Source organism: Corynebacterium sp. MSK041, assembly GCF_030232265.1.
In the GTDB taxonomy this organism is placed as follows: Bacteria; Actinomycetota; Actinomycetes; order Mycobacteriales; family Mycobacteriaceae; genus Corynebacterium.
In genome coordinates this window covers 1-22,146 of sequence record NZ_JASPJK010000019.1, presented here as the reverse complement: position 1 = coordinate 22,146, position 22,146 = coordinate 1, and the positions used below count along the sequence as shown (strand labels likewise).

General features: G+C 58.3%; 22 protein-coding genes and 1 tRNA gene. 16 read left to right on the top strand and 7 right to left on the bottom strand.

Annotation, left to right across the window (positions count from 1 at the left end):
• Positions 1–141 precede the first annotated feature (141 nt).
• Positions 142–227, bottom strand: a tRNA-Leu gene (locus QP968_RS10530).
• Positions 228–379: 152 nt separating this feature from the next.
• Here QP968_RS10530 and QP968_RS10525 point away from each other — a divergent pair.
• Both QP968_RS10525 and QP968_RS10520 read left to right on the top strand, forming a co-directional pair.
• Positions 380–910 (top strand): YbhB/YbcL family Raf kinase inhibitor-like protein, encoded by a 531-nt coding sequence (locus QP968_RS10525; RefSeq protein WP_284856365.1) that lies wholly within the window; start codon positions 380–382, stop codon positions 908–910.
• A 57-nt stretch (positions 911–967) separates the two neighbouring features.
• Positions 968–1,318, top strand: a complete 351-nt coding sequence (locus tag QP968_RS10520) for a hypothetical protein (RefSeq protein ID WP_284856364.1) — start codon at positions 968–970, stop codon at positions 1,316–1,318.
• 26 nt (positions 1,319–1,344) lie between these two features.
• On the opposite strand, the gene QP968_RS10515 is transcribed toward QP968_RS10520, so the two are convergent.
• Positions 1,345–2,421: a quinone-dependent dihydroorotate dehydrogenase gene (locus tag QP968_RS10515; RefSeq protein WP_284856363.1), complete on the bottom strand. Its 1,077-nt coding sequence runs from the start codon at positions 2,419–2,421 to the stop codon at positions 1,345–1,347.
• Positions 2,422–2,426: 5 nt separating this feature from the next.
• The gene (locus QP968_RS10510; protein ID WP_284856362.1) at positions 2,427–3,446 is read right to left on the bottom strand and encodes a WD40 repeat domain-containing protein; all 1,020 of its coding nucleotides are present in this window, start codon (positions 3,444–3,446) and stop codon (positions 2,427–2,429) included.
• Between the two features lie 120 nt (positions 3,447–3,566).
• Here QP968_RS10510 and QP968_RS10505 point away from each other — a divergent pair, with 120 nt between their 5' ends.
• On the top strand, positions 3,567–4,409 hold the full coding sequence (locus QP968_RS10505) for an undecaprenyl-diphosphate phosphatase (protein WP_284856366.1): 843 nt from the start codon (positions 3,567–3,569) through the stop codon (positions 4,407–4,409).
• Here QP968_RS10505 and QP968_RS10500 read toward each other — a convergent pair.
• On the bottom strand, positions 4,389–5,723 hold the full coding sequence (locus QP968_RS10500; protein ID WP_284856361.1) for a cutinase family protein: 1,335 nt from the start codon (positions 5,721–5,723) through the stop codon (positions 4,389–4,391). The genes QP968_RS10505 and QP968_RS10500 overlap by 21 nt on opposite strands.
• Before the next feature lie 62 nt (positions 5,724–5,785).
• Here QP968_RS10500 and mshC point away from each other — a divergent pair, with 62 nt between their 5' ends.
• From mshC to QP968_RS10460, 8 genes are all read left to right on the top strand, one after another.
• The gene (gene mshC / locus QP968_RS10495) at positions 5,786–6,994 is read left to right on the top strand and encodes a cysteine--1-D-myo-inosityl 2-amino-2-deoxy-alpha-D-glucopyranoside ligase (RefSeq protein WP_284856360.1); all 1,209 of its coding nucleotides are present in this window, start codon (positions 5,786–5,788) and stop codon (positions 6,992–6,994) included.
• Between the two features lie 21 nt (positions 6,995–7,015).
• On the top strand, positions 7,016–7,396 hold the full coding sequence (locus tag QP968_RS10490; RefSeq protein WP_284856359.1) for a hypothetical protein: 381 nt from the start codon (positions 7,016–7,018) through the stop codon (positions 7,394–7,396).
• Positions 7,389–8,063, top strand: coding sequence for an HAD family hydrolase (locus QP968_RS10485; RefSeq protein WP_284856358.1), 675 nt, complete (start codon positions 7,389–7,391; stop codon positions 8,061–8,063). Before QP968_RS10490 ends, QP968_RS10485 begins: the two co-directional genes overlap by 8 nt.
• Before the next feature lie 15 nt (positions 8,064–8,078).
• Entirely contained in the window at positions 8,079–8,342 is a 264-nt protein-coding gene (locus QP968_RS10480; protein WP_284856357.1) for a phosphoribosyl-ATP diphosphatase, read from the top strand.
• 19 nt (positions 8,343–8,361) lie between these two features.
• Positions 8,362–9,207 carry an ATP phosphoribosyltransferase gene (gene hisG / locus QP968_RS10475; protein WP_284856356.1) on the top strand — a complete coding sequence of 282 codons (846 nt, stop codon included), beginning with the start codon at positions 8,362–8,364 and terminating at the stop codon, positions 9,205–9,207.
• Positions 9,208–9,227: 20 nt separating this feature from the next.
• On the top strand, positions 9,228–10,646 hold the full coding sequence (gene aspA, locus QP968_RS10470) for an aspartate ammonia-lyase (RefSeq protein ID WP_284856355.1): 1,419 nt from the start codon (positions 9,228–9,230) through the stop codon (positions 10,644–10,646).
• A 134-nt stretch (positions 10,647–10,780) separates the two neighbouring features.
• Positions 10,781–12,091 carry an anaerobic C4-dicarboxylate transporter gene (locus tag QP968_RS10465; protein ID WP_284856354.1) on the top strand — a complete coding sequence of 437 codons (1,311 nt, stop codon included), beginning with the start codon at positions 10,781–10,783 and terminating at the stop codon, positions 12,089–12,091.
• Between the two features lie 21 nt (positions 12,092–12,112).
• Positions 12,113–13,777, top strand: a complete 1,665-nt coding sequence (locus QP968_RS10460) for a formate--tetrahydrofolate ligase (protein ID WP_284856353.1) — start codon at positions 12,113–12,115, stop codon at positions 13,775–13,777.
• Here QP968_RS10460 and QP968_RS10455 read toward each other — a convergent pair.
• The gene (locus QP968_RS10455; RefSeq protein ID WP_502869992.1) at positions 13,774–14,604 is read right to left on the bottom strand and encodes a RecB family exonuclease; all 831 of its coding nucleotides are present in this window, start codon (positions 14,602–14,604) and stop codon (positions 13,774–13,776) included. The genes QP968_RS10460 and QP968_RS10455 overlap by 4 nt on opposite strands.
• Before the next feature lie 15 nt (positions 14,605–14,619).
• On the opposite strand from QP968_RS10455, the gene QP968_RS10450 reads away from it, so the two are divergent.
• The 3 genes from QP968_RS10450 to arc are packed head-to-tail and all read left to right on the top strand — an operon-like array spanning position 14,620 to position 18,225.
• Positions 14,620–15,831 carry a M18 family aminopeptidase gene (locus QP968_RS10450; protein WP_284856351.1) on the top strand — a complete coding sequence of 404 codons (1,212 nt, stop codon included), beginning with the start codon at positions 14,620–14,622 and terminating at the stop codon, positions 15,829–15,831.
• A gap of 37 nt (positions 15,832–15,868) precedes the next feature.
• The gene (locus QP968_RS10445) at positions 15,869–16,702 is read left to right on the top strand and encodes a tRNA (adenine-N1)-methyltransferase (RefSeq protein ID WP_284856350.1); all 834 of its coding nucleotides are present in this window, start codon (positions 15,869–15,871) and stop codon (positions 16,700–16,702) included.
• 23 nt (positions 16,703–16,725) lie between these two features.
• Positions 16,726–18,225 carry a proteasome ATPase gene (gene arc, locus QP968_RS10440; protein ID WP_284856349.1) on the top strand — a complete coding sequence of 500 codons (1,500 nt, stop codon included), beginning with the start codon at positions 16,726–16,728 and terminating at the stop codon, positions 18,223–18,225.
• A gap of 23 nt (positions 18,226–18,248) precedes the next feature.
• On the opposite strand, the gene QP968_RS10435 is transcribed toward arc, so the two are convergent.
• Positions 18,249–18,581, bottom strand: a complete 333-nt coding sequence (locus QP968_RS10435; protein ID WP_284856348.1) for a type II toxin-antitoxin system PemK/MazF family toxin — start codon at positions 18,579–18,581, stop codon at positions 18,249–18,251.
• A gap of 263 nt (positions 18,582–18,844) precedes the next feature.
• Positions 18,845–20,239: a MocR-like pyridoxine biosynthesis transcription factor PdxR gene (pdxR, locus tag QP968_RS10430; protein ID WP_284856347.1), complete on the bottom strand. Its 1,395-nt coding sequence runs from the start codon at positions 20,237–20,239 to the stop codon at positions 18,845–18,847.
• Between the two features lie 67 nt (positions 20,240–20,306).
• Here pdxR and pdxS point away from each other — a divergent pair, with 67 nt between their 5' ends.
• Complete coding sequence (gene pdxS / locus QP968_RS10425; RefSeq protein WP_284856346.1) at positions 20,307–21,197, top strand: pyridoxal 5'-phosphate synthase lyase subunit PdxS; 891 nt, start codon at positions 20,307–20,309, stop codon at positions 21,195–21,197.
• A 242-nt stretch (positions 21,198–21,439) separates the two neighbouring features.
• Entirely contained in the window at positions 21,440–22,102 is a 663-nt protein-coding gene (locus QP968_RS10420) for a hypothetical protein (RefSeq protein WP_284856345.1), read from the top strand.
• The last annotated feature ends 44 nt before the right edge of the window (positions 22,103–22,146 follow it).

The following is a 22,146-nucleotide window of genomic DNA, read 5'->3' as shown; positions in this document are numbered from 1 at the left end:
GCCGGACGCTCCTAAATCCACACGAAATGTCCCTTAGTGCGACACGCCGCAAATCCACACGAAATGTCCCTTAAGCCCCCAACTGTCGTTTGGAAGAATGCAGAACACCCCTCCGAATCGCTTCGGAAGGGTGTTGGGCCGTGCCCGGAGGGGGACTTGAACCCCCACGTCCGTTAATAGGACACTAGCACCTCAAGCTAGCGCGTCTGCCATTCCGCCACCCGGGCTTTGGGTGTTGTCAGCCTTGGAGGCTGGGCACTCGTAGAACTATAGGACGTTGCGCATGAGTCCGCCAAATCGGCATTACAAACTATGAATCCTGCGAGTGTTATTTGCTCAATTCGTAGCCAGTGAGTCAGTTCATCGGTACAAAGGAACCATGACTGCTTCATATGTATCTGATCGTTTCCCAGGCCCTGACCCGTATGCGCCGCTCGTCGACGTGCCGGCGTTCCCCGTCTCCTCATCTGATTTGGTGGAAGGGGAGCAGCTTCCCGTCGCCCAGCGGGGTGATGACGGTGTCTCCCCGCAGTTGTCGTGGTCTGATCTTCCGGAAGGAACGAAGAGTATTGCTGTCACGTGTTTTGACCCGGATGCACCGACCGCTTCGGGTTTCTGGCACTGGGCTGCGTATAACATTCCCGTTGATGTTACGGAGCTTCCAGCTGATGCCGGATCCAAGGATGGTCTCGGCGTGGGTGCCGTTGTGTTGACCGGTTGCTCCGGTATCAAGGGGTACTACGGCTCTAATCCGCCTGCAGGCCACGGCCCGCATCGTTACTTGTTTGCGGTGCACGCTGTGGATACGGTCCTGCCTGCTGATGGTATTGCCAACCCGACACAGCTTGGTTTCAACCTGAATTTCCATTCGCTCGGTCGCGCGATTATCTGGGGTTGGGACGAAAACTAGGCAAACGCGGCATCAACCTGACCGTGTTGTGGTGCCTCGCCAGGTAGTATCTGCACAATGGTTCCGATTCAGATGCGTGCTGGCGGGGCATTTATCGCCCTTGCCGTAGTTTTGGTGATTTTGACAGTTATCGCATTCTTCACAGGTAACGCCTTGTTCACATTCACTCCGGCAACGGTGTTGATCTGTATCGCTGCGCTGCTCTTTGGTGCATTCGTGGTTATCTCACCTGATGGCAAAGGCACCCGCACCCGCTTTGTCGCGCAGTTGGCGGCGACCGTGATGATTATCGTGTCGCTGTTCATTCCGGACACGGCGCTGTTTGTCACACAGACTTATTGGTTGGTGCTGTGGGCAGGTGCAGCGGTGCTGTGCGCGCTGGTGTTGCGTCGTTCCATCGCCCAATAGTGGGTCCTAGCCCAGTACTGGTTAGGCTAGTTCTTCCATGCCAAGCCGCTTCCCACGGCTTCGCTGATGCTTGACAGCCCGTGTGCTCGGACTTGGTTGGCCAAGCCGCGGTGGATGCCGCTGATCCATCCGATGCCGCCGTAAATAAACGGTGTGTATCCCTGCAAGAGGCTTGCACCATTGGTGATGCGTTCCCAGGCTTGCTGCGGTGTGGAGATGCCTCCCACGCTGATGAGCACAATCTGGTTGCCCACACGGGTATGCAGGCGCTTGAGTACGTCCAATGAACGGGCCTGGACAGGGGCGCCAGAGATGCCACCAGCGCCCATGGCTTTGACCTCAGCGGGATCGGTTTTCAGGCCGTCCCGGCTGATGGTGGTGTTCGTGGCCACGATGCCGTCGAGGCCAAGTTCAATGGCTAAGTCCGCTACGGCATCGATGTCCTCGTCGCTTAGATCGGGGGCGATCTTGACTAGAACGGGGGTGTCCGTGGCGTCCTTGACCGCGGACAGAATTGGACGCAGCTCTTCAATGGCTTGCAAATCGCGCAGACCAGGGGTGTTCGGGGAGGAGACATTGACCACCAAGTAGTCCGCGAGTGGGCCGAGCAGGCTTGCGCCGGAGCGGTAGTCGGCCACAGCGTCAGTAGCTGTTTTGTTCTTGCCAATGTTGATGCCCACCACGTTGCCGGGGCGACGTTGCTTTAAGTTGCTGGCAACGGTGATAGCACCTGAATTATTGAACCCCATGCGGTTGAGAATTGCTTTGTCCGCGGGTAAACGGAAGAGGCGCGGGGCTGGGTTGCCAGGTTGACCTTTCGGGGTGACGGTGCCCATCTCGGCGTAGCCGAAGCCGAGAGCAGACCACGCGTTGATGGCTGTGGCGTTCTTGTCAAAGCCGGCGGCCAGGCCCAGTGGAGCCGGAAACTGCACACCGAAGACCTCTTGCGAAAGTACAGGGTCGCGGTGGGGCAGGATGCGGCCCAGTCCATCGCTGACAATGCGGGAGCGGCTCACACCGCTAAACACTGTGCTCAAGATGCCGTGGATGCGCTCTGGGGGGAGCAGGAACATTGCCTTAAGCAAGAGGTCGTATGGTCGCATGACGGTTACTCCTTGTCCGCGCTGTCAGGGTTGATTACTTGGAGGCCGTCACCGGTGGCGGACCCAATGATCAGCGTGCCGTTGTCCACCACGGCAAGGCTTTGTGGTGCGGCCACGGTGTTAAAACGCATTTTCTCTAGGGGTACGCCTTGGGAGATGTCGTAGCCAACGACGGTGTTATCGGCGGTGGAGGTTACCCACGCGAGCTTCCGCTTGCTGTCCCAAGCGACAGCCCAGGGGCGGCCGTCCGTGGGAACCATTTGGTGCAGGCGCACGACCTCATCGGTGGTGTAGATGAACAACCTGTCGCCAGTGGCGTCAGCCGCGAGGACCACACCATCTTCAGCAAAAGTTACCTTGCCCACGCCAAGGCCAACGCGCAGCGTGCCGCCCTGGTTGCCTTCAGACACGTGAAGGTCCTGGATCGTGGTGTCAAAGCGATTCACGCGCACGACTCGGTCCTCACCATCAAGCGATTGCGCAAGGATGTGATCAGAGGGGCGCGCCACTTTGAACGTGGCCTTCTCCGTGCCGTCCTTGGAGTACACCCACACGCGTTCAACGGAGTCAGAGCCGGCAACGATGCTGTCCGAGGCCAAGGGGGCAGCCACCGTGATGTCGTCTCCGACGGGAATGCGGGTGGAGGAGTGGTCCGTGGAAGCGTCGATAAGCTCCACCGTGTTGCTTTCTGTGCGGACGACGGCAAAGCGCCCCGCATTCGCGGAGATGTCGCCGACAGAAGCATCCACGCCGATCGACTGCACCGTGCCAGAGCGGAAAGCCGCCAGGTCGCCGACCTGCAATGCGTCTGCCAGGCGCACGCCCAAGATGTCCCCGGTCGCATCAATATCCGCGATCGCGGGCGCCGGGATGATCTCTCCATCCGGCGCCGTGGAGGCAGGGGATTGAGCCGGTTCGGCGTTACCCATGTTCAGCGCTTGTTCGGTTTTGTCCTGCACTGCTGGGGAGCACCCGGCAAGAAGCAGACATGTCGCGGCAAGGGGCACAAGACGGAGAGTTTTCACGCGGTTAAGCCTATCAACCTTGTTTGGTCACGCCGCGCCATGCCAGCGTTGACGGTTCGCGGTTGTAGGGTGTCCACCGTGATGGATCTCAGTGCACCAGCAGTAGCCGCCCCTGAAGCCATGTCGTGGGCCCAGGTGGTTGTTTTGTCGATCGTGCAGGGACTCACGGAGTTTCTGCCTGTCTCTTCCTCCGGTCACCTGCGTATTGTGTCCGAGTTGTTCTGGGGGCAAGATGCGGGCGCCAGTTTCACTGCGGTCATTCAGTTGGGAACTGAGCTTGCTGTTCTCGTGTTCTTTGCCAAGGAGATTTGGCAGATTCTCACGGGGTGGTTCGCCGGCCTGTTCAACCCGGAGAAGCGTGGCTTTGATTACCGGATGGGTTGGATGGTCATCGTGGGCACGATCCCCGTCGCGGTTGCGGGTCTGCTGCTCAAGGACCTGATTCGTGAGAACTTCCGCAATCTTTGGATCACCGCCGCGGTGCTCATCCTGTTTTCGTTCGTGTTCATATTCGCGGAGCGAGTGGGCAAGAAGACACGCGGGTATGAGGAACTGACCATGAAGGATGCCGTTGCTATGGGTTTGTGGCAGTGCCTCGCTCTCATCCCGGGTGTCTCGCGCTCAGGTGGCACAATTTCGGGTGGTCTCTTCCGTGGTCTGGACCGTGAGGTGGCCACGCGTTTCAGCTTCCTGCTCGCCATCCCGGCTGTCCTCGCATCAGGGCTCTTTTCGCTTCCCGACGCCTTCGCCCCCCAAGCCGGTCAAGCCGCATCAGGCGGTCAGCTCCTCGTGGGCTCCGTCATCGCGTTTGCGTTGGGGTACGCGTCGATCGCGTGGCTGCTCAAGTTCGTGTCCCACCATTCCTTCGCCTGGTTCGCTGCGTATCGCATCCCGCTGGGCATTATTGTGATGATTTTGCTGGCTACCGGGGTCATGGATGCTTCAGGAGGGGCTGTGCTCTAGCACCCCAATAATCCTCGCCTCCATGTCATCGCGCATCCACTTATCGACGACTTTCCCACCCACCGTGTACGGCCCAGTGCCATCCTGGCTGGAATTGTTCGAACCTGTAGGGTCTTCCGTGAAATAGTGCACATGGTGGTGTCCTTTGAGCATCTGAGTCACGGCAACACTGCTTAAGCGGGAGGACTGGGAGCTCCCACCGTCAGTGGACAGTTTGTCTACTTCGGGGTCGAAAGGTGTGACAGCAGGCCCCGTGTTCGAAGACTGCGCTTGGTGGTACGTATTGGTCACGTGTCCGATCAGGGTAATTTCGCTGGCCACTGCGCGTACAGCAGCCCTCTGCGCAGCGTTGAGGCTAATTAGGCCTGCAACTGAGTCGATGAGTTTCGGGATGGGGGAGTAGAACCCGAGTGACGTGAGAATGAGTAGTGGCAGACTAACGAGGAAAAGGGCACCGAGCACTTTGGGGTCTGACATAGCGTCCTTCGCCGCCAACGTGTGATCGGGCGTATCTTCCCACTCATTGAGCGTTTTCCCTAGGTTTTGTGGAAGACGGTGAGATGCAGTTGCACAGGCGGAGTCAAGGGGGTGGCAGAAAGACAGGACTCGGTCCCCAAAGGGAGAAAAGGAGCCAGCTGCACGAGGCCCAGTGAGCCCATCGTAGGTAGCGGGTGGTAGGCCTTGGTCGACGGGGACGAGGATTTCTCCGGTGGCGCTGCGGAGTCCCCGCGTGCCGTCCTGCAATAGTACTTCCTCATTGGTGGTCCGAGAGCGTCCCGGATCCGCAAGAAGGTATGCGCCGAGGATTGCATCGGCAGTGACCCCTGGGACCGCGCCACGTCCAACAGCAGCAACGGCGTCACCGATGACAGAAGCGCCCTGCGAGTACCCGGCGAGAATGAACTGCACGTCAGGGCACCGGCTCACAAATTCTGACATGTGTTCCGCAGTTAGGCGTACGCCTTCCGCACGGGATGCTCCGTAAGGGAGATAGCCCTTGTCACGTTCCGCGAGGGTGCGATTGTCCAATGCGGAGCCCATCGCGGTCACAGTGGATGGATAGGGCAGCTGCCAGGCACTCACGGTTCCTGGGTACGCGTCTTGTAGTTCAGCAGCGAAATTAACACCATGTGCAAAACCCCGGATGTCTTGCGGTGAGTCTGCTGTGGTTGATTCGTGCGCTCCGGAGACCACGACGATGTGTACCGACGGGCAGGAAGGTGCAGTGCTGGGCTCTGTAGCCATTGCTGGGATGGTGGATGCGGTGAGGGCAATCGCGGTGGTAAACGCGGTAATCACGGAGCGCTTCTTCATGCAGGTGACTCTAGCGCCCCCACTGGACACGCGAATCTACATGGGCTTGTAGGCTGGCCACCATGCGTTCTTGGCCTACTCCCGTAGTGCCTACCGTTGCTGGTGGGCCAGTCCCTTTGTCCCTCTTTGATACTGCTGATCAGCAGGTCAAGGAGGTTCACGTCCGCGATGGGGAAGTGGGAATGTACGTCTGCGGCATTACTCCCTACGATTCGACGCATCTAGGTCACGCGGCCACCTACCTGGCTTTTGATCTGGTGTACCGCCAACTGCTGGCTAATGGTCACAATGTGACGTACGTGCAGAACATCACGGATGTGGATGACCCGCTGTTTGAGCGTGCGGAGCGCGATGGCGTGGATTGGCGTGAGCTGGGCACAAGCCAAATTGATCTTTTCCGCAGCGATATGGAGATTCTGTCTGTCATCCCGCCACGCGATTACATCGGTGCGATGGAATCGGTCGACGAGGTCATCGGGATGGTGCAGATGCTTCTCGATGCAGGCAGTGCCTACCAACTTGACCACGGCGATATCTACGCCCCGATCACCGCCACTGAGCAGTTCGGTTACGAATCCAATTTGGATCGCGCAACGATGGAGGAGTACTTCGCCGAGCGTGGTGGGGACCCGGAGCGTGAGGGCAAGCGCGACCCGCTCGATGCGTTGTTGTGGCGCGGTCATCGTCCTGGCGAGCCATCATGGGATGCCCCTTTTGGCGCAGGAAGGCCGGGTTGGCACATCGAGTGCTCAGCCATTGCGACGAACCGTTTGGGGCGCAGCTTTGCCATCCAGGGGGGTGGCTCGGACCTGGCTTTCCCGCATCATGAGTTCTCTGCCGCCCATGCTGAGTCGGCTTATGGTGTGGACCGCATGGCGGAGCACTACGTGCACACAGGAATGATTGCCCTCAACGGGGTGAAGATGTCCAAGTCCCTGGGCAACCTTGTCTTCGTGCACAAGCTCACCGAAGCGGGACATGAGGCCGGCGCCATCCGCCTCGCTGTGTTTGCCGGCCACTACCGCCAGGATCGCGATTTCTCGTATGAGGCCCTTGACGTCGCAGCTAAGCGTCTCGCTGCGTGGCGGGAGGCGTTCGGCACAGAGGTGAGTGAGGAGGTGGCGCTGGGCGTCGTCGATAAGCTGCGTGCTGCTTTGGCTGATGATCTGAACACGTCGCTGGCCCTTGAGATTATTGATGGTTCACCCGGTGACCACGGGGGATTGATCGCGGACGCGGTTTATGGGTTGCTTGGTGTGCAGCTGTACTAATTCTGGGCGACAATAGCGACTATGACGATCCGTGAACAGTTCCAGGACGATGTCAACGAGTTCATCGACGACCTGACCACCTTTGCCACTGGCTCCTACCTCAACGAGGATGACAAGGAGTTCTGGGACGAGCCTTTTGATCCGGCTGTATTGCCTGATCTGAAGCGACTTTTGGAAATGTACCTTGATGCCCTCGATCTCGTCGATGCTGACCCGGGTGCGGACAAGCTGAATGCCGTGGTGGAACCGTTTTTCACGAACCTCCATGAGTTCAACGCGCAGCACGCGGATGCGGTGCTCGAGCCAGAAGAGAAGGCTGATCTCCAGGACTTCGCTTACCGTGCGGCGGCAGCAACGGGCGCTACTGAGGACGCCCTGAATTCCCTGCCTGAGCTTGACTAGCGCGCGGCCTGCCGCTGTCTTTTGGGACATGGACGGCACGATGGTGGATACGGAGCCTCTGTGGGGCATAGCCACGTTTGAGCTTTCTGAAAAGCTTGGTCGCAGACTCGATGCAGAACAGCGCGAGCGGACTGTCGGTGGCAGCTTTGCCAACACGCTGCGCGTGTGTGCCGAGTGGGCAGGCGTGGAGCTTCAGCCCGGTGACTATGAGCATTACCGCGCGTGGATGTATGAGCGGATGGGTGAGCTGTTGTCAGCGGATGTGCAGCCGAATCCGGGAGTGCGGGAATTGCTCGCATCGTTGCTTATCGACGGCATCCCCATGATGGTCACCACCAACACCGAACGCGAGTTGGCGGATCGTTGCATCGATGCAGTGGGGCGTGAATTCTTCTGTGGTTCTGTGACTGGGGATGAGGTGCTCAACCCGAAGCCGGCCCCGGATATGTATCTGGCAGCTGCTCAAGCAGTGGGGCAGGACCCCAAGGATTGCCTCGTGTTTGAGGATTCGTGGGCAGGAATGAGCGCTGCCGCTGCGGCTGGATGCGTGGTCCTTGGTCTTGCAGAGAAGGTTCCGGAGGGTGTTGTGCCGCTGGACCCGCAGGAATTTGTGGGTTGTGATGCGGAGTGGGTTTATGCCCGGTTCCGTGCAGCAAGCTCGCAATAGATTAGAGTGATCTGCGTGAAAAACTTCGATGAACTCTTCGCAGAACTATCCACTAAAGCTGTCGAGCGTCCTACTGGCTCCGGCACGGTAGAGGCACTGGATAAAGGCCCGCATGCGATTGGCAAGAAGATCATCGAGGAAGCTGGCGAGGTGTGGATCGCCTCCGAGTACCAGTCCGATGAGGAACTCGCCGAGGAAATGAGCCAGCTCATCTACTGGACGCAGGTGATGATGGTCTCCCGTGGCCTGACCCCCGACGACATTTACAAGTACCTCTAGAGGAGAACACACCGCCGCCATGATCAAGATCGCTGTTCCCAACAAGGGTTCCCTGTCTGAAGCTGCCACTGAGATTCTCAAGGAGGCCGGCTACAAGGGCCGCGGAATCTCCAAGGCGTTGAATATTGTCGACGAAGCCAATGACGTCGAGTTCTTCTTCCTGCGTCCGAAGGACATTGCCATCTACGTCGCTGGTGGTCACCTTGACCTCGGTATTACCGGCCGTGATCTTGCCAAGGACTCCCGCGCGGAAGTAGAAGAGGTGTTGAGCCTCGGGTTCGGCGGTTCGACCTTCCGCTTCGCTGCGCCAGCAGATGAAACCTGGACGGTGGAGGATCTGCACGGAAAGCGCCTGGCTACCTCCTACCCGCACTTGGCGGCTGACTACCTCGCTGAACGTGGCGTTGAGGCAGAGGTCATCCGTCTTGATGGTGCGGTGGAGATCGCCATCAAGCTCGGTGTTGCAGATGCGATTGCGGACGTGGTGTCCACAGGTGCAACGCTGCGCCAACAGGGGCTGGCTCCGTTTGGGGAGCCGATTGTGAAGAGTGAGGCTGTCGTCGTGAAGCGAAAAGGCCGTGAACTCACCGCGAACGATGAGGTGGTGCTTTCCCGCATTCGGGGTATTCTCACTGCTCACAACTTCCTCATGCTCGACTACAACATCTCGCGCGAGAACCTGGATGCAGCAGTGGCGGTGACCCCAGGGTTAACCGGTCCGACCGTGTCGCCACTTCAGCGTGAGAATTGGGTTGCTGTTCGTGCAATGGTTCCGCGGAAAGAAGCGAACCTTCTCATGGATCGACTTGCAGCTACGGGCGCGGAAGCGATTCTGGCTTCTGAACTGCGCATCGCCCGCATCTAGAATGTGGTAATAGTGGCCCCATGGGCTACAGAACTGAAGAAGACTTGCTTGGGACGATTGATGTCCCCAATGAGAATTACTACGGCGTCCACACCATGCGTGCCGTAGACAACTTCCACATCTCCTCCACCAAGGTCCAGGATTTCCCGGACTTCGTGCGTGGCATGGTCATGGTGAAGAAGGCTGCAGCGATGGCTAACCGTCGTCTGCACACGTTGCCGAAGGACAAGGCTGACGCGATCATCGCCGCATGTGACCTCATTCTGGATGAGGGGCGCTGCATGGATCAGTTCCCCACGGATGCCTTCCAGGGTGGCGCTGGTACGTCGGTGAACATGAACACCAACGAGGTTGTGGCCAACCTCGCGTTGGAAACGCTGGGCCATGAAAAGGGCCGCTACGACATCATCAACCCCAACGATGATGTGAACATGTCCCAGTCCACCAATGACGCGTACCCCACTGGTTTCCGTCTTGGTCTGTACCACGCACTGCAGGGCCTGCTCGAAGAGTTTGACAAGCTGCAGCATGCGTTCCGTGCAAAGGGCGATGAGTTTGGGGACATTTTGAAGATGGGCCGCACCCAGCTGCAGGATGCTGTACCGATGACTCTGGGTGCTGAATTCACTGCGTTTGGCTCCAACTTGGCGGAGGAACAGCGCACGCTGAAGAGCGCGGCGAATGATCTTCTGGAGATCAACCTTGGCGCCACCGCCATCGGTACTGGTGTGAACACCCCAAGTGGCTACCGCGACCAGGTTGTTGCGGCGATGCGTGAGGTGACCGGTCTGCCTATCTCCACGTCTCCGGATCTGATTGAGGCAACCTCTGATACCGGCGGATACGTGATGGCTCACTCTGCGATCAAGCGTGCAGCGATGAAGCTGTCCAAGATATGTAATGATCTTCGCCTGCTGTCCTCTGGCCCGCGCGCTGGCCTCAACGAGATCAATTTGCCAGAGCGCCAGGCTGGTTCGTCCATCATGCCGGCGAAGGTCAACCCGGTGATCCCCGAAGTGGTCAACCAGGTGTGCTTCAAGGTCTTCGGCAACGACCTCACCGTGAGCATGGCTGCTGAAGCTGGTCAGCTGCAGCTCAACGTGATGGAGCCGGTGATCGCGCAGTCCCTGTTTGAGTCCATTCACTTGCTGGCCAATGCTGCTCGCACCCTGCGTGAGAAGTGTGTTGTGGGCATTACCGCTAATGAGGATGTGTGCCAAGCGTACGTGGACAACTCCATCGGCATCATCACTTACCTCAACCCGTTCATCGGTCACCACAACGGAGATCTGGTGGGCAAGGAAGCTGCTGCAACCGGTCGTGGTGTCCGCGAGCTCGTTCTGGAGAAGGGCTTGCTGGATGAAGAAACGCTCAATGAAGTTCTGAGCAAGCAGAACCTAATGCACCCGGAGTACCGCGGCAAGCTGTATCTGGACTAGCGCGAAGAGCCATCGGTATCTTCCGGGTTTGTTAAACCGCACACAATCGGGAAAGAATCCGCTTGGTTTTATGGCCAAGCGGATTTTTACATTCCATACTGGCAAGAGGACTGTTTTTGGAAAGTGGGATCACCATGTTGCTCGTCCTTCAACTCATCATCTTGTTCGGCGCTATTGTTCTTGGCGCACGGTATGGATCCATTGCGATTGGTTTCGCAGGCGGCTTGGGGGTGTTGCTGCTCGGCGCGACAGGAATGTCGGTGACGGCCGAAGATATTCCCTTCGACGTCATTGGCATCATCATGTGCGTTATCGCCGCGATCTCCGCCATGCAACGTGCGGGTGGCATGGATTACCTCGTCTACCTAGCGGAGAGGTTCTTGCGGCGGGATCCGAAACACGTCACTTTATACGCGCCTATTGTCACCTGGCTGATGACGGTTCTGGCGGGGACTGGGCACACTGCTTTTTCTACGCTTCCAGTCATCGTGGAGGTGGCCAAAGAAGGGAAAGTGCGACCATCACGCCCGTTGTCCGTGGCCGTTATTGCCTCGCAGATGGCAATCGTGGCATCACCCATCTCCGCCGCCGTCGTGTTCATGGCTTCGATCCTGGAACCGCTCGGTGTGAGCTATCTTCAGTTGCTGGCCGTAATGCTTCCAGCGACTTTCCTGGCTATTTTCCCTACCGCCTGGATTGCTAACCGTTTAGGCAAAGACCTGGGCGATGATCCCGTATATCAAAACCGACTGGCGGACGGACTGGTTAAACCACCAGCTTCGGAGACCGGATATGTGCCGACACGGGCAGCGAAGGCTTCGGTTGCGATCTTCCTTCTGGCGATTGTGGTTGTGATGTTCTACGCAACCCTGATCTCCGATCAGGTGGGCCTGATCGCTGATCCAACTATTCCGCGTAACGAAGCAATCATGGCGATCATGCTGGCTGCAGCTATGTTGATTGTGATTGTCACCAAGATTTCAGCAGCGGAGATCCTTGGCACCCAAGTTTTTCGTTCCGGTATGTCCGCCACGGTCTGTGTGCTTGGTGTTGCTTGGCTGGGCACGACCTTCATTAACCACTACATCGATGACATCCAAAGCATTTCTGGCAATGTCTTGCAATCCCAGCCGTGGTTGCTTGCTGTGGTGCTGTTCTTTGCTGCCTCTTTGCTGTACTCACAGGCAGCGACCGCAAAAGCTCTTATGCCGGCGGCTCTTGCCATCGGGGTGAGCCCTCTGACTGCTGTCGCGGCCTTTCCCGCTGCGTCGGCGCTATTCGTTCTTCCCACGTATCCGACTCTGCTCGCAGCGGTGGAAATGGATGACACTGGCTCTACGCGAATCGGCCACTACGTCTTTGATCACCCCTTTATTGTCCCCGGCGTGTTCTGTATCTTCGTCTCAGTGCTGCTGGGTTATGGCATCGGGGCGGTTGTCCTGTAGCTTTCGCCTAGGCTGGAAAATATGAACCAACCGATGACTGACGTTGAAATTGCACAAGCCCACACACTCGAGCCGATCACAGACATTGCAGAAAAAGCGGGGGTTCCCGAAGATGTACTGATTCCTTATGGCCATTCGATGGCCAAGGTGGATCTGCAGAAGATTGAGGGGACTCCGAAGGGCAAGCTCGTCCTTGTCACCGGTGTGTCCCCGACCCCGGCGGGTGAGGGTAAGTCCACTGTGCTCATTGGTCTCACCGATGCCTTGGCACAGCGCGGACACAACGTTGCCGTGGCGCTGCGTGAGCCGTCGCTCGGCCCAGTCATGGGCATTAAGGGTGGTGCTGCCGGCGGTGGTTACTCACAAGTCGTGCCAATGGAGAACATCAACCTGCATTTCACGGGGGACTTCCACGCAATTACCAGCGCCAACAATACGCTCGCTGCGATGATCGACAACCACATCCAGCAGGGCAATGAGTTGCGTATCGACGAACGCCGGATCACCTGGCAGCGCTGCCTTGACGTGAATGACCGCTCACTGCGCAAAGTGGTCACGGGCCTTGGTGGACCAGGTAATGGTTTGCCAGCAGAAACGGGCTTCACTATTACCGCCGCCAGTGAGATCATGGCCATCCTTGGTCTGGCCACGGACTTGGAGGACCTTAAGAAGCGTCTGGCTCGTATCACCATTGGTTTCACATATGACCTTAAACCTGTCACAGCGGGGGAGATCAAGGCTGAAGGTGCGATGGCGGCGCTGCTCAAGGAGGCGATGAACCCGAATTTGGTGCAGACCCTCGGCGGCACACCCGCCTTCATCCATGGTGGCCCCTTTGCCAATATTGCGCATGGCTGTAACACCCTCGTCGCTACGCAAACAGCGCGGGCTTGTGCTGACATTGTTCTCACAGAGGCGGGCTTTGGTTCGGATCTTGGTGCTGAAAAGTTCTTTGACATCAAGGCTCGTTATGGCGACCTCGATGTTGCTGGCGCCGTCGTCGTGGCTACGATTCGCTCGCTGAAGTACAACGGCGGTGTTGCCCGCGAAGACTTGGAACAAGAGAACCTCGACGCTCTGCGCGCTGGCGTGGTGAACTTGGAGCGCCATGTGGAGAACATCCGCAAGTTCGGCGTCACACCTGTTGTGGCACTGAACCGCTTTACGTCTGACACCGAGGCGGAGATGGATGCTATGCGCGAATGGGCTGCTGGTTTTGGTGTGGCTCTGGCGCAAGCCGACGTGTGGGCCAAGGGCGGGCAGGGCGCACTTGAGCTGGCTGATGTGGTGCTAGACAACCTCACTGAAAACACTTCGACGCAGCTCTACGACCCGGCTGACGGGATTGAGAATGCGATTGAGACCATCGCGAAGGAGATCTACCGTGCGGATGCGGTGCAGTACTCCGTCAACGCCCAGCGCGACCTGAAAGCGCTCAAGGAAAACGGCTGGGACACGCTGCCGGTGTGTATTTCCAAGACGCAGTACAGCTTCTCCGATGACCCGGATCAGCTCGGCGCACCGACCGGGCACACTTTGCACGTGCGCAAACTCATTCCACGTACTGGCGCTGGTTTCATCGTTGCTCTGACCGGTGATGTGATGACCATGCCGGGTCTGCCCAAGGTGCCCGCCGCTAACAACATTGACGTGGACGGCAACGGCAAGATCACCGGGTTGTTCTAAGCGCCAGCAGCAGTATCCGCAGTGCTGCCCGGCCACCCCGGGTAGTTCGGCGGGGTACCACCGAACTCAGGACACAGGGACTGGAATGCACACCAGTCGCACAGCTTGGATTTCTTCGGGCGGAAGTTGCCGGATGTGCCATCGGCCTCGATCTTGGCCCACAAGTCACCTAGGTCTCGTTCGAAGTACTCGAGCTCCTCACGCGAGGGAGCTAGGAACATGGAGTCCATTACCTTGAGATACATGAGTCGCAGCTGGTGGGGGATCGTGCCAAACAAGCGCCAATACACCAGCGCGTAGAACCGCATTTGGAACTGCGCCTCAGCGGAGAAACGTGGCGAGGGTTTCTTGCCGGTTTTGTAGTCCACCACGCGCACCTCACCCGTGGGCGCGATGTCCACGCGGTCGATGAAGCCACGTACTGGCACGCCGTTAGGCAGCACGGTATCCACGTACATTTCCTGCTCGTGCGAATCGAAGCCGAGTGGATTCTCCATCTCGAAGTAGCCGCGCAGAAGAGTGCGCGCATCGACGAAGAGCTGATGCTCATCCTCGATCGGTTCTGCTTGTGTGGAGTCCTGCTCCAACATCGCCGCCCAGGACGGCTTAATCTGCTTCACTGCGGCCGGGTACGTGCGCTGTTCACGGGGCCACGCGTGCATCTCTTCGAGCACAGCGTGCACGAGGTTGCCTTTCACCTGTGCCTCCGTTTTGGGCTCCGGAAGCCGATCAATGGCGCGCAGGCGGTACTTCAACGGGCACTGCTGGTAGTCATTAGCGCGGGACGGAGATAATGCGAGCGGTCGTGGAGTCATATTGCTCTTCATCCTAGAGTGGTGTGTATGCCAGTTGCTCACCAGATCAGCGATTTCACCGAGTTCATCACCGCCAGCCCCAGCGCCTTCCACGCCGCCGCGAATACGCGCGATGCGCTTGTCGCCGCAGGTTTCAGCGAAGACACGGCTACCTCACCAGGAGGGCACGTGCTTATCGACGGCGGCGCCGTCATCGCCTGGTGGATCCCCGAGAACCCAAAACCGGGTTTCCGCATCGTCGGCTCGCACACGGATTCACCAGGGTTGATGCTCAAACCCCAACCGGACGTGCAGAGCGAAGGATTCCGCCAGTTGGCGGTGGAGGTCTACGGTGGGCCGATCTTGTCCTCCTGGTTTGACCGGGAACTGCGTTTCGGTGGGCGAGTCGCGTTGCTGGACGGTTCCACAAGTCTCGTGGACACCGGCGCCGTTGCACGTGTACCGAATTTGGCCATTCACCTTTACCGCGGCGATGCGCCGGACATGGACTGTCAGGTTCATACGCAGCCAGTCATGATGGTGGATTCCCCGATCATGGACATCGTGGCCGCATCCGCTGGGGTAGAGGTAGACGAGATCGTCTCGCACGAACTTATCAGTGCGGACGCGCAGAAGCCTGAGGTCGTTGGGGACATGTTGGCGGCGGGGAGGTTGGATAATGTGTCGAGCCTGTGGGCGTCGATAAGCGCGCTTTTGCGTGCTGTGGAAGAGGATCCGGACCATGTGCTGGTGCTGGCTTCCTTCAACCATGAGGAGGTCGGTTCGGCCTCCGTCACGGGCGCGGGTGGGCCGCTACTGGAGCACGTTCTCACCATGCTGGCTGAAACCACGGGCCAGCCTATCGACGTCTTCCGCCAGTCCACGATGATCTCCGCCGACGCGGCGCATGCTGTGCACCCAAATTACCCGGGCAAACATGATCCGACGCATCGTCCGCTGATGAACCGCGGGCCTGTGCTGAAGATCAACGCGAACCAGCGTTACGCCTCTGATGCGGTAACCGAAGCCGCGTGGATTCGTGCGGCGCGAGCCGCCAACGTCCCGGTACAAACATTCGTGGGGCATAACTCCGTGCCGTGCGGTTCGACGATTGGACCGATTGCGTCGACACGCCTGGGCATTCCCACCGTGGACGTAGGCATTCCGCTGTTGTCCATGCATTCCGCGCGTGAACTTGCTGGTGTACAGGACCAACTATGGTTCGCGGATGCTCTTACGGCATACTTTGTTGGCGCATAACTGATCTCTGGATTGACCCCCAACCACAAGGAGAACCATGTACTCCGGCCCCTTCCGCCCCGGCGATAAAGTGCAGCTGACTGACGCGAAGCGCCGTCACTTCACCATTGAGCTTGTCCCGGGCGCGAACTACCACACCCACAAGGGTGCGGTTGCCCATGACGACATCATTGGTGCCGATGAAGGCTCTGTGGTGCGGTCTTCCATGGGTTCGGACTACCTGTGCTTCCGTCACCTGCTGGTGGACCATGTGTTGTCCATGCCGCGTGGTGCTGCAGTGATTTATCCGAAGGATGCGGGCCAGATCCTCGTTGAGGGCGATATCTTCATGGGTGCTCGTGTGCTGGAAGCTGGCGCTGGGTCGGGTGCATTGACTATGTCGCTCCTGCGTGCTGTGGGTCCGCAAGGCCATGTGTTTTCCTACGAGATCCGGGATGATCACCTGCAGTTCGCGCGTGACAATGTTGAGGAATACTTCGGCGGCCAACCCGAGTGGTGGACCCCGCGTTTGGGGGATTTCGGGGAGGTCACCCAGGAAGATCTTGGCGGACCTGTTGACCGCGTGATCCTGGATATGGTGGAGCCATGGCACTTCATCGAGACCGTGAAGAACGTGCTCATCCCCGGTGGCGTGTTCATGACATACGTGGCCACCGTGCCACAGCTGATGAACATTGTGGAGGGCATCCGCGCTGCTCAATGCTTCACCGAGCCACGCTCCTGGGAGACCCTGCTGCGTGAGTGGAAGGTCGAGGGCCTGGCTACTCGCCCGGAACACCGCATGAATGCGCACACCGCCTTCCTCGTGTGGACGCGGCGTTTGGCAGATGGTGTCACCCCACCGCGACCGCAGCGTAAGGCTCGCCGTTAAACAGAGCCGATAAGCTAAACAGCATGACCGATCCTGCAGCTGAACTCCGGGAACTGAAAATTCAGAACCAAGCCTTGGGCGCGCGCAATAAGCAGCTGGCTGAAATGCTCAAATCGTCGCGCGACAAGCTGAAGGATCTTTCAGCACAGGTGGAAGTCCTCGGTGAACCAGCGTCCACTTACGGGATCTACTTGGGTCCGGCGCGCCGTGGACAGGAAGCAGAGGTGTTCACCTCCGGGCGCCGGATGCGTTTGAAGGTATCGCCGAACGTGGAGCCGGGTTCCTTGCTCATCGGTGCGCTTGTCCGTTTGGGCGAAGGTTCCGTTGTGGTGGAAGCCTGCGGTTTCACCCGCGTGGGGCAGCTGGGCACCGTGTCGGAGAAAATAGGTTTTGACCGTGCGATTGTCTCCGACATGCAGGGAGCTGAACAGGTGGTGCAGCTGACAGAGAAGCTGCAGAAGACCGCTCGTGCTGGTGACACAGTGTTGCTCGACTACAAGTCCGGCTATGCGTTCGAGCGCATCCCTAAAACGGAGGTCAACCAACTCTCACTCGAAGAAGTCCCGGACGTCACCTACGACGACATCGGTGGCCTGCGCTCCCAGATTGAGACGATCCGCGATTCCGTTGAACTGCCTTTTGCGCACCCGGATCTGTACAAGGCCTATGATCTGAAGCCCCCGAAGGGCGTGCTGTTGTATGGCCCGCCGGGATGTGGCAAAACGCTCATTGCCAAGGCCGTGGCCAACTCTTTGTCCTCGCGTATCGGCGATGGCGGCAAAGCGCACTTCCTCAACGTCAAGGGTCCTGAGCTGCTGAATAAGTATGTGGGCGAGACCGAGCGCCGCATTCGCCTCATCTTCGAGCGTGCCCGTGAACTCGCCTCAGAGGGCCGCCCGGTGATCATCTTCTTCGACGAGATGGAATCCATCTTCCGCACACGTGGCTCCGGTGTTTCCTCCGATATGGAGACCACCGTGGTGCCACAGCTCCTCACGGAGATTGACGGTGTGGAAGACATCGCCAACGTCATCGTCATCGGCGCAACCAACCGCGAGGAACTCATCGACCCGGCTATCCTTCGGCCGGGTCGCCTGGACATCAAGATCCGCGTCGATAGGCCTGATCGCACGGAGGCGAAAGACATCTTCGCACGCTACTTGACCGATGACCTCCCACACGATGGGGAGGTGGACGAGCTCATCCAGGTTGCCGTGGATACGCTCTACGCGCCGCGGCCATTCGTGAAGCTCACGCTTGTCGACGGCTCCCAGGAAACCCTCCACTACTCCGACTTCGTCTCCGGCGCCATGATTGCCAACGTTGTGGACCGTGCGAAGAAGCTGGCCATCAAGGATGAGATCGCCGGGCACGGGTCCGGCGTGACGGCCGATCATCTGCGCGCCGCGGTGCGTGCGGAGCAGGATGAGAGCGAAGACATGCCCAACGTGTCTAATCCGGACGAGTGGGCGCGTATCACCGGGCGCACTGGCAAGCGGGTAGTCGCAGCTGAGGTGCTGTGATAGCTCGAGGAGCCGAAAGGTAGTTAAATATCGCGCAGACGTATCTCGAGGTCGAACGCGAGCACGAGGGCCCACGCCAGTTCACGTTTTTGTCTGAATGTGAGAAACCCGATCTCATCCAACACACTGGTTCTGGAGACCGTTTGCACATTGTCTAGGTTCACCGCAGATTCGTGATCCAGGCCGTTTCGTTCGTCGACGATCACTTCTGTTTTCACCCCCCGCACCTTGGTGAAAATTGGGGCAACCGTGATAGTAGAAAGATAAGGTACGGCGACGTCGCGTGTAAGAACCACTGCAGGGCGGATCTTGTCCAACTGAACCCAGTAGATGCCCCCGGACCGGATGTCAGTCATCGAACACTACGTTTCGGCTTACCCAGTCCACTATAAGGTCGGCTTCTGGTTCGGGGTTATCTCGTAGGATCTCCACGTCCCTGAGCGCGATAAGCCTGCGCAGCTCTCTTTCGACTGCACTCTCGACGATGTCCGCGCGGCTGCGCGCTAGTTCTGATGCGACGGCCTCATCCATAGCGGAAACAAGGCTGTCAGAGATCCTCAGCGATATTTGTCTTGTTTGCGAGTTCATGAAGCCTATTGTATCCCAAAATGGGATGTGTCTAATTGGTGGTAGATGGGGAAGGACAGAGTGCGCGAAGAACAGTGTCGAAATCCTGGTCGGACAAATGCGCGAAGCTCATGATGATGCCTTCGTGCTGCTGTTCCTGCCCAGACCACAGGGACTCTAACCGTCCACATTCGATGCGGTCCGCTCGGAGAGTGGCTGCGAACGCGTCGCGGTCGTTCGAGGAATCGAACGTCAACGCCAGGTCGACGCCATTGGATTCCGCCATTTCCCTTACGTGTGCGCCACGGGCCTCGAGTACGGGAGCGAGGTCAGCTTGGATGATCGCCCGGCGTTTCGTGAGCCTGTTCCGCACAGCCTTCGTGTTGCGGCGAACGTGGCCGTTTTGCAGAAGGTGCGCGACCGCTAGCTGAGTGACAGCGGACACTGGCATGCCGAGGATCTTCCGCGTTTCGCGCACGTCCTCAGCGAAGGACGGGGGAGTGACAACGTAGCCGGCTGAAAGGTTGCGGCTGAGCAATGTCGAGAAGGTGCCCAGAGTGAAGACATCTGCCGCCGTGTTCAGCGCCGCCAGGGGCGGTTGTGGTGCGAGCCGGTAGCGCAGCTCGGCGTTGAAGTCGTCCTCGATAAGGACAGTGCCGGTCTCGGCTGCCCAGGTGAGGAGTTCTGAACGGCGCCCGGCAGGCATCGACGCGCCGAGCGGGTACTGATAGGCGGGGGTGACCAGCGCAGCATCTAACTTTTTGGGCAAAAGGTGTACGTTCACGCCGGACTCGTCGACTGAGCACGGCACCGCTTCGTGTCCCACAGTCGGGATAACGCGGCGCAGGCCGGGGTGGCCAGGGTCCTCAACTCCGACCCTCAACTGGCCGTGACGCTTTGCGAGGGTGAGCAGTATGAGCATCAGACCCTCACGCGAACCGCCGGTGACAATAATCTGGTCTTCGCTCACGGTCAGCCCGCGGGCGAGGCGAAGATGTTCGGCGATCGCACGGCGTAGTTCGGATTGTCCAGCGGCGTCGATGACGATGGCCGGTTCAGCAGCAGCCTCCCGCCACGCTTGACGCCACGCGGCGGGGCGGACCCCGCCGGCATGCCCCGAAGATGGCTTCAATGAGATGGTTTTTTGCGCCGGTTCAAGTTTTGGCCGAAAAGTTGGCGCTTTCGCCACGCCTGGGATCCCGGCTGGCAGATCAGGGTGCACGCGCGTTGGCGAGCCCTGTGATGCGAGCAGGTAGCCTTCGCTGATGAGCTGGTCGTAAGCGGTGACCACACTTCCGCGAGAAATGCCTGCCAGTTTTGCTAGCTCTCGTGTCGAGGGGACTTCGTCCCCTGGTTGCAGTGTCCCGTTAGTGATAGTCCTCCGGATGGCGGTGGCTACTTGCGCGGGGAGGGGGATGGGGAGGGCGCGGGAGACGTCGATAAGCATACTGGTACAAAGAATCTAAATAGAACTGGCACTAGGAATCTACCAGTTGGTGGGTCAGACTGGCACCATGACTTTCACTACCAATCTCTCCAAAGCTGAACTGACCGATACCTTCAAGGGTGGCGTGATCATGGATGTGGTCACCCCCGAGCAGGCAAAGATTGCCGCGGATGCTGGCGCGGTTGCCGTCATGGCGCTTGAGCGTGTGCCGGCTGACATTCGCGCCCAGGGTGGCGTTGCTCGTATGTCTGACCCGGACCTCATCGAGGGCATCCTGGCTGCGGTGGATATCCCGGTGATGGCCAAGGCGCGTATCGGCCACTCAGTGGAGGCCAAGATCCTGGAGCACCTCGGCGTGCACTATGTCGATGAGTCTGAGGTGCTCAGCCCGGCTGACTACGTCAACCACATTGATAAGCGTGGCTTCAACGTGCCGTTCGTGTGTGGTGCCACCAACCTGGGTGAGGCACTGCGTCGTGTCAACGAGGGTGCTGCCATGATCCGCTCCAAGGGTGAGGCAGGAACTGGTGATGTCTCTGAGGCCACCAAGCACCTGCGCACCATCAAGGGTGAAATTGCCAAACTGCAGTCCATCTGGAACTCCAACCGCGATGAGCTCTACGTTGCCGCCAAGGAGCTCCAAGCGCCCTACGAGCTCGTTGCCTACGTGGCTGAGAACGGCAAGCTGCCGGTTCCGCTCTTCGTTGCTGGTGGTGTGGCCACCCCGGCTGACGCAGCGCTCATGATGGAGCTCGGCGCGGACGGTGTCTTCGTTGGCTCCGGTATCTTCAAGTCCGGCAACCCCGAAGCACGTGCTGCTGCTGTAGTGAAGGCAACGCAGAACTGGCAGGACATTGCCACCGTTGCGGAGGTCTCCCGTGGCCTGGGTGAGGCCATGGTGGGCATCAACGTTGCTGACCTGCCGGCACCGCACCGTCTTGCGGAGCGCGGCTGGTAAACAACTCGAACAAAGGAAGCTGTCGCAAGTTCTGTTCTATTTAGACAAATGGGAGGGGGTGGGTTATACCAGGATAATTTGATTAAAATGCCTAGGGCAGAATGCGTGTCTTGTCTGGGACCGGGTTCGTGGAAGTTGACAGGAAGTTTGTATGTGTGGCTCTGATTCAGAAGATATTTAACCGATAACGACTGAACAATGGCCAGGGTAAAGGTCAAGACGTCAGCAAGCCCGGACTAGGAATGGATCGTAAGAAAATGTCCGCAAACCCGAGATTGAGGGTGTTTGAATTTACTCAAACTCTCTCTTCGTGGAAAGACGATATCGTTAACAATTGGGGATGGTCGGATCCAACGTTTCTAGTCGGTTTCCTGTCGATGATTTTTACAGCCGTCGTACCCGTCATTCTATGGAGGATGGGAGCGCGACAATCAAAAACAAACATGGAGCTGCTGGATAGACAAGCCATTAGCCTGTCGCGCCAGGAACGAATTGTGGAGTGTCAGAGGCGCGATTCTCTATTATCAGAGCTTTCAGATGCTGCCAATGAAGCTTATCTGCGAGTCGTATGGGACGAGATCAGAGAATTTCCTGAGAATGATCAGAAGCTCTTGAGGTCGATTATTCGAACCAATCCAAAAATATCGCTTCCAGGTTCCAACCGTGGCCTGAGATTATTGGACGAGTTAGATCAGGATTCTGTGGATGATTACTGCAATGGATTGGAAAGGCGTTACGGAGTTTGTAAAGAGCTTTCCGCCTATCGAGGGCTTTTAGATTTTTTGCGGCTTGTGTCTAGAGAGAACTTGAATATTGATACTTCCTTAGTCGTTGAACTAGTAACAGGGGAATCAGCGGCCGTAGAAAGACCGACATGGGGTTGCCCGCAAATGGTGGACACGTAGTGGAGCTACCTCATGGTTAGGCAGCTGTTTCTTCTTCGTTGGTG

What these genes read in the sequence shown, in the direction of transcription:
- QP968_RS10465 (WP_284856354.1), top strand. Translation starts at nt 10,781, where the DNA reads ATGTTGCTCGTCCTTCAACTCATCATCTTGTTCGGCGCTATTGTTCTT.
- QP968_RS10455 (WP_502869992.1), bottom strand. Translation starts at nt 14,604, where the DNA reads ATGAAGAGCAATATGACTCCACGACCGCTCGCATTATCTCCGTCCCGC.
- mshC (WP_284856360.1), top strand. Translation starts at nt 5,786, where the DNA reads ATGCGTTCTTGGCCTACTCCCGTAGTGCCTACCGTTGCTGGTGGGCCA.
- QP968_RS10435 (WP_284856348.1), bottom strand. Translation starts at nt 18,581, where the DNA reads ATGACTGACATCCGGTCCGGGGGCATCTACTGGGTTCAGTTGGACAAG.
- QP968_RS10505 (WP_284856366.1), top strand. Translation starts at nt 3,567, where the DNA reads ATGTCGTGGGCCCAGGTGGTTGTTTTGTCGATCGTGCAGGGACTCACG.
- QP968_RS10525 (WP_284856365.1), top strand. Translation starts at nt 380, where the DNA reads ATGACTGCTTCATATGTATCTGATCGTTTCCCAGGCCCTGACCCGTAT.
- QP968_RS10515 (WP_284856363.1), bottom strand. Translation starts at nt 2,421, where the DNA reads ATGCGACCATACGACCTCTTGCTTAAGGCAATGTTCCTGCTCCCCCCA.
- pdxR (WP_284856347.1), bottom strand. Translation starts at nt 20,239, where the DNA reads ATGCTTATCGACGTCTCCCGCGCCCTCCCCATCCCCCTCCCCGCGCAA.
- hisG (WP_284856356.1), top strand. Translation starts at nt 8,362, where the DNA reads ATGATCAAGATCGCTGTTCCCAACAAGGGTTCCCTGTCTGAAGCTGCC.
- pdxS (WP_284856346.1), top strand. Translation starts at nt 20,307, where the DNA reads ATGACTTTCACTACCAATCTCTCCAAAGCTGAACTGACCGATACCTTC.
- QP968_RS10445 (WP_284856350.1), top strand. Translation starts at nt 15,869, where the DNA reads ATGTACTCCGGCCCCTTCCGCCCCGGCGATAAAGTGCAGCTGACTGAC.
- QP968_RS10450 (WP_284856351.1), top strand. Translation starts at nt 14,620, where the DNA reads ATGCCAGTTGCTCACCAGATCAGCGATTTCACCGAGTTCATCACCGCC.
- arc (WP_284856349.1), top strand. Translation starts at nt 16,726, where the DNA reads ATGACCGATCCTGCAGCTGAACTCCGGGAACTGAAAATTCAGAACCAA.
- QP968_RS10490 (WP_284856359.1), top strand. Translation starts at nt 7,016, where the DNA reads ATGACGATCCGTGAACAGTTCCAGGACGATGTCAACGAGTTCATCGAC.
- QP968_RS10460 (WP_284856353.1), top strand. Translation starts at nt 12,113, where the DNA reads ATGAACCAACCGATGACTGACGTTGAAATTGCACAAGCCCACACACTC.
- QP968_RS10420 (WP_284856345.1), top strand. Translation starts at nt 21,440, where the DNA reads ATGGATCGTAAGAAAATGTCCGCAAACCCGAGATTGAGGGTGTTTGAA.
- QP968_RS10520 (WP_284856364.1), top strand. Translation starts at nt 968, where the DNA reads ATGGTTCCGATTCAGATGCGTGCTGGCGGGGCATTTATCGCCCTTGCC.
- QP968_RS10500 (WP_284856361.1), bottom strand. Translation starts at nt 5,723, where the DNA reads ATGAAGAAGCGCTCCGTGATTACCGCGTTTACCACCGCGATTGCCCTC.
- aspA (WP_284856355.1), top strand. Translation starts at nt 9,228, where the DNA reads ATGGGCTACAGAACTGAAGAAGACTTGCTTGGGACGATTGATGTCCCC.